Here is a 4,299-nt window from a genome sequence, read left to right as displayed (position 1 = left end):
CGCGCAACGCGGCGGCCGTACCCGCGTACGGCCCGGCGCTCAACCTGGCCGGGGTGCTGCGGCTGACGGCCGCCCAGCTGGCGGCCGCCGGGGCCGGGCCGGGCCGGGTGGCCGGGCTGGCCGCCGACCGGGTGGACCGGCCGGACGGCCTGACCGGGGACGAGCCCTCGGCGACCGTCACCGCCCTGGTGGGCGCCCCCGGCAGCGGGCGCTCCACCGAGCTGGCCGCCCTCGCCGTGCGCCGCTCCGGCGGAGCCCGGCCGCTGCCCACCCTCTGGCTGCGCGGCGCCGACCTGCGCGCCGGGGACCGCTCGCTCGCCGAACCGGTGGAGCGGGCCCTGGCCGCCGCCGCGGCCGAGCTCGGCATCCCGGCGCCGCCGCCCGGGCCGGTGGCGGCGTTGTGCGCGGCGGCCCGGCGGCCGCTGCTGGTGGTGCTGGACGCCCCCGAGGAGGCCCCGGCACCGCTGGACCCGCGCTGGCTGCGCGGCGCCGGGCAGTGGCTGGTCGGCTGCGGGGCTCGGCTGCTCACCGCCTGCGGCCCGGAGGTCTGGGAGCGGCTCGGCGCCGAACCCTGGGGGAGCGGCGCCGCCGGACGGCACCTGGCGGAGCCGGGCCCGGACGGCGACCTGGCCAGCGCCCCCACCGTCCGGATGGACGCCGGCGGACCGGGCGCGCCGACCCTGGCCGGGCACCGCCTCGGCCCGCTGCCCGCCGAGGCGGCCGAGCGGGTGCGCCGCCGCTACGGGCTGCCGCCGGGCCGGCCGAGCGCCGCCGAGGACGCCCGCCACCCGCTGGCCGTCCGGCTGGCCGGGGAGCTGTGGGCGCAGGGCCTGCGCGACGAACCGCCGTGCCGCGGCGAGCTGTTCGGCGCCCATCTGGACCTGTGCTGCCTGCGGGTGGCGCAGCGGCTGTCCGAGGACGGCCGCCCGCGGCGGCCGGGCGCGCACCGCCGGAGCACCGCCCGGCCCGCCGGGCCCGCCGGGCCTCGCCGGCGGCGGGTGCGCCGGCTCGCGGCGGCGGTGGCCGGGCGGGTGCACGAGGCGGCCCGGCGGATGCTCGGCGAGGATCCGGGGAGCCTGTCCCGGGAGGCGTTCGAGGACCTGTTCCCGGTCGACGGCGGCTGGGCCACGGCGGTGCTCGCCGAGGGGCTGTTCGTCCCGGCCGGGCCGGGGTTCCGCTTCGCGCACGGCGAGTTCGCCGACTGGCTGCAGGGCCTGCACCTGGACCTGGACGCGGCGCTGCGGCTGCTGCTCGGCGAGGCCGAGGACACTCCCGCCCCGCCCGCCGACGGGGAGGCGGGGCGCGGCCCGGCCGTGGGGGCCGGCCCGGTGCCCCGGCACCGGATCGGGCCGGTCGCCGCGGCGCTGCGCAAGGTCGCCGAGACCTGGGGCGCGCCCGCCCTGGACCCGTGGCTGCACCGGATCTGGCGGGCCCTGGACCTGCGCCCGCCGGGCAGCGAACCCTCCTGGTGGGCGGCCCGGTTGCTCGTCGCCGGACTGGCCGCCAGCCCGGACCGGGCCGAACACCGGGCGCTGCTGGAGCAGTTGGCGCACCGGATCGCCGAACGGGCCGCCGCTGCGGGCGGGTGGCAGGCGCTCGGCGGGCTGGAGCGCTTCGGCCCGGCGTTCTGGAGCGGTCTCGGTCTGCCCGTCGAGGCCGAACTCGCACTGCTGCGCCGCCTGGTGGCCGCCGACGGCCCCGGCCAGGGCTTCCTCGGCGCGGTGGCCGAGCGGTTGCGCGCCGATCCGGTCGCGGTCTTCCCCGCGCTGTGCGCCTGGTTCGAGGACCGGCGCGGCCTGCCCGGCCGCCCCGGCCGCAGCGTCGCCGACCTCGCCCACGACCTGCTGTACGCCCATCGGCGGCTGGCCCTGGACGAGTTGGCCGACGCGCTGGCCGACGCCGCGCACCCGGGGGCGGACGCCCTGCTCACCGTGCTCGCCGCCGAGGAGCCCTCCGCGCTGTGCCGCGCGGTGGACCGCTGGAGCCACGACCGGCGGCCCGAACGGCACGTCGCGGCCGCCGTGCACGCGCTGCGGACGGCCCCGTACGCGGCCGGGGCGGGGGCCGAACTGCTGCGGTACACCGCACTGACCCTGCTCGCCCGCGAGGACGAACCGGGCCTGCACGGCGCCGCGCTGGCCCTGCTGGTCGGCGACGCTTCGACCCGGGCCGAGCACCTGGGCGCCGCGCTGGCCCTGCACCGGGCCGGCGGCGACGCCTTCCTCACCCCGAGGGCGCTGGCCCCGGCCCTGGAGAGCGATCCGGAGCCCGTCCTGGCCGCGCTCGCCGACGGGCTGGTGGCCCCCGGCGCGGCCCCCGCCGAGACCCTGCGGGTGCTCGCCGACGCCCGCACCCCGGTGGCGGCCCGGCGCGGCGCCGAACTGGCCGCCCGGCTGCTGCGCGAGCACCCGGCGCTGGCCGGGCCGGTCGCCGTCGACTACCTGGGCCGCCGGCTGGCCCGGGCCGCGCTCGACGGCCCGGCCGCCCGGCTGGAGCTGCGGGTGCTGCTCGGCGCGGCGCTGGCCGCCCGCACGGCCGCCGTCCGCAGGCCCTTCGCCGAGGTGCTGTCCGTCCCGGTGGCCGACCCGGCGGTGGACGCGCTGCGCTGCGAGCTGCTGGACACCCTGCTCGCCACCGAGGCCGACCCGGTGGTGCTGACCGCGGCCGTGGAGCGGCTCGCCGAGCACTGCGCGGCGGAGAATCCCGCCCGGGCCCGCGCCGTGCTGGCCCGTACGGCCCCCGCGCTGGCGGCCGCGGACGAACTGCTGGTGCGCTGCGCCGGGCGTTCGGCGGCCTTCGCGCAGCTGCTCGCCCGGTGGCCGCGCGACGCCGCCCCGGCCGCCCCGGACGGCCCCCGGCTGGCCCGGATGCGGGCGCTGGCGGCGGCCGGGCGGGACCCGCAGTACGCCGCCGCCGAGGCCGAACGGGCCGTGCCAGCGCGGGCCCTCCGTGCACCGGTGCGCTCAACCCCCATTCCGGTGCCTGAGCCGGGGCAGGCGCATGGCACGCTATAGGGGTTCGGGTTTGAGCGTTTGAGCGTACGAGGGTACGCACCGTAGGGAACAAGGAGCGGTCGGGTGCAGCGCTGGCGTGGCCTGGAGGAGATCCCCGGTGACTGGGGGCGCAGCGTCGTCACCATCGGCTCGTTCGACGGGGTGCACCGCGGACATCAGCTGATCATCGGCCGGGCGGTCGAGCGCGCCCGCGAACTCGGCCTCCCCGCGGTCGTGGTGACCTTCGACCCGCACCCGCGCGAGGTGATCCGCCCGGGCAGCCACCCGCCGCTGCTCGCGCCGCACCCGCGCCGCGCCGAGCTGATCGCCGAGCTGGGCGTGGACGCGGTGCTGGTGCTGCCGTTCACCACCGAGTTCTCCCAGGAGTCCCCGGAGACCTTCGTCCAGCAGGTGCTGGTGGACGCACTGCGCGCCCGGGTCGTCATCGAGGGCCCCAACTTCCGCTTCGGGCACCGGGCCGCCGGGAACGTGGCGCTGCTCACCGAGCTGGGCCGGGCGGACGACTTCGAGGTCCAGGTGATCGACCTGCAGGTGCGCGGCACCGCCGGGGACGGCGAGCCGTTCTCCTCCAGCCTGACCCGCCGGCTGGTCGAGACCGGGGACATGGCCGGGGCGAACGAGGTGCTGGGCCGCCCGCACCGGGTCGAGGGCGTGGTGGTGCGCGGCGCGCAGCGCGGCCGCGAGCTGGGCTACCCGACGGCCAACGTCGAGACCGTGCCGCACAGCGCGATCCCGGCCGACGGCGTGTACGCGGGCTGGCTGACGGCCGGTGGCGAGCGGATGCCGGCCGCGATCTCGGTCGGCACCAACCCGACCTTCGACGGCACCGCCCGCACCGTCGAGGCCTACGCCATCGACCGGGTCGGCCTGGACCTGTACGGGCTGCACGTGGCCGTGGACTTCCTGACCTACCTGCGCGGGATGGAGAAGTTCGACTCCATCGAGGCGCTGCTGGACCGGATGGCCGACGACGTCAAGCGCGCGCGTGAGCTGACCGACGGGGTCTGAGCCCCGGAACACGGACGAGGGCCCGCCGACTCGGCTTGGGTTCTAGGAGTCGTTGCAACACCCCAGTTCAGGGGATGCTTTGGACTTCGAGATCCGCGAGGACCGGACGGCTCAGGGGCCTGTGAAGCTGAGCCGGGAGCGGGAGGCATACTCCCGGCTCATGCAGCAGGGCTACACCAACACCGAAGCCTGCCGGATCGTCGGAATCAACGACCGGACCGGTAGGCGCTGGCTCTATGGGCGAAATGAGTCCAGCAGGAACAAGGCGGCGCCACCG

The 4,299-nt window shown here is 78.6% G+C and carries 2 protein-coding genes and 1 pseudogene; all 3 read left to right on the top strand.

Going from position 1 to position 4,299, the window contains the following annotated elements; translation table 11 throughout:
• Nucleotides 1-3,014, top strand: a 3,014-nt coding sequence (locus RZ50_RS02485; protein ID WP_217680202.1) for a serine protease, incomplete at its 5' end; no start/stop codon positions are given.
• A gap of 63 nt (nucleotides 3,015-3,077) precedes the next feature.
• The gene (locus tag RZ50_RS02480; protein ID WP_196950986.1) at nucleotides 3,078-4,022 is read left to right on the top strand and encodes a bifunctional riboflavin kinase/FAD synthetase; all 945 of its coding nucleotides are present in this window, start codon (nucleotides 3,078-3,080) and stop codon (nucleotides 4,020-4,022) included.
• A 79-nt stretch (nucleotides 4,023-4,101) separates the two neighbouring features.
• Nucleotides 4,102-4,299: pseudogene (locus RZ50_RS02475) on the top strand (IS30 family transposase); the annotation flags it as partial.

It is taken from the genome of Kitasatospora sp. SUK 42, from assembly GCF_015776785.2.
Lineage (GTDB): Bacteria > Actinomycetota > Actinomycetes > Streptomycetales > Streptomycetaceae > Kitasatospora.
The sequence above is the reverse complement of the archived record's forward strand: the minus strand, read 5'-3'. Positions and strand labels throughout refer to the sequence as shown.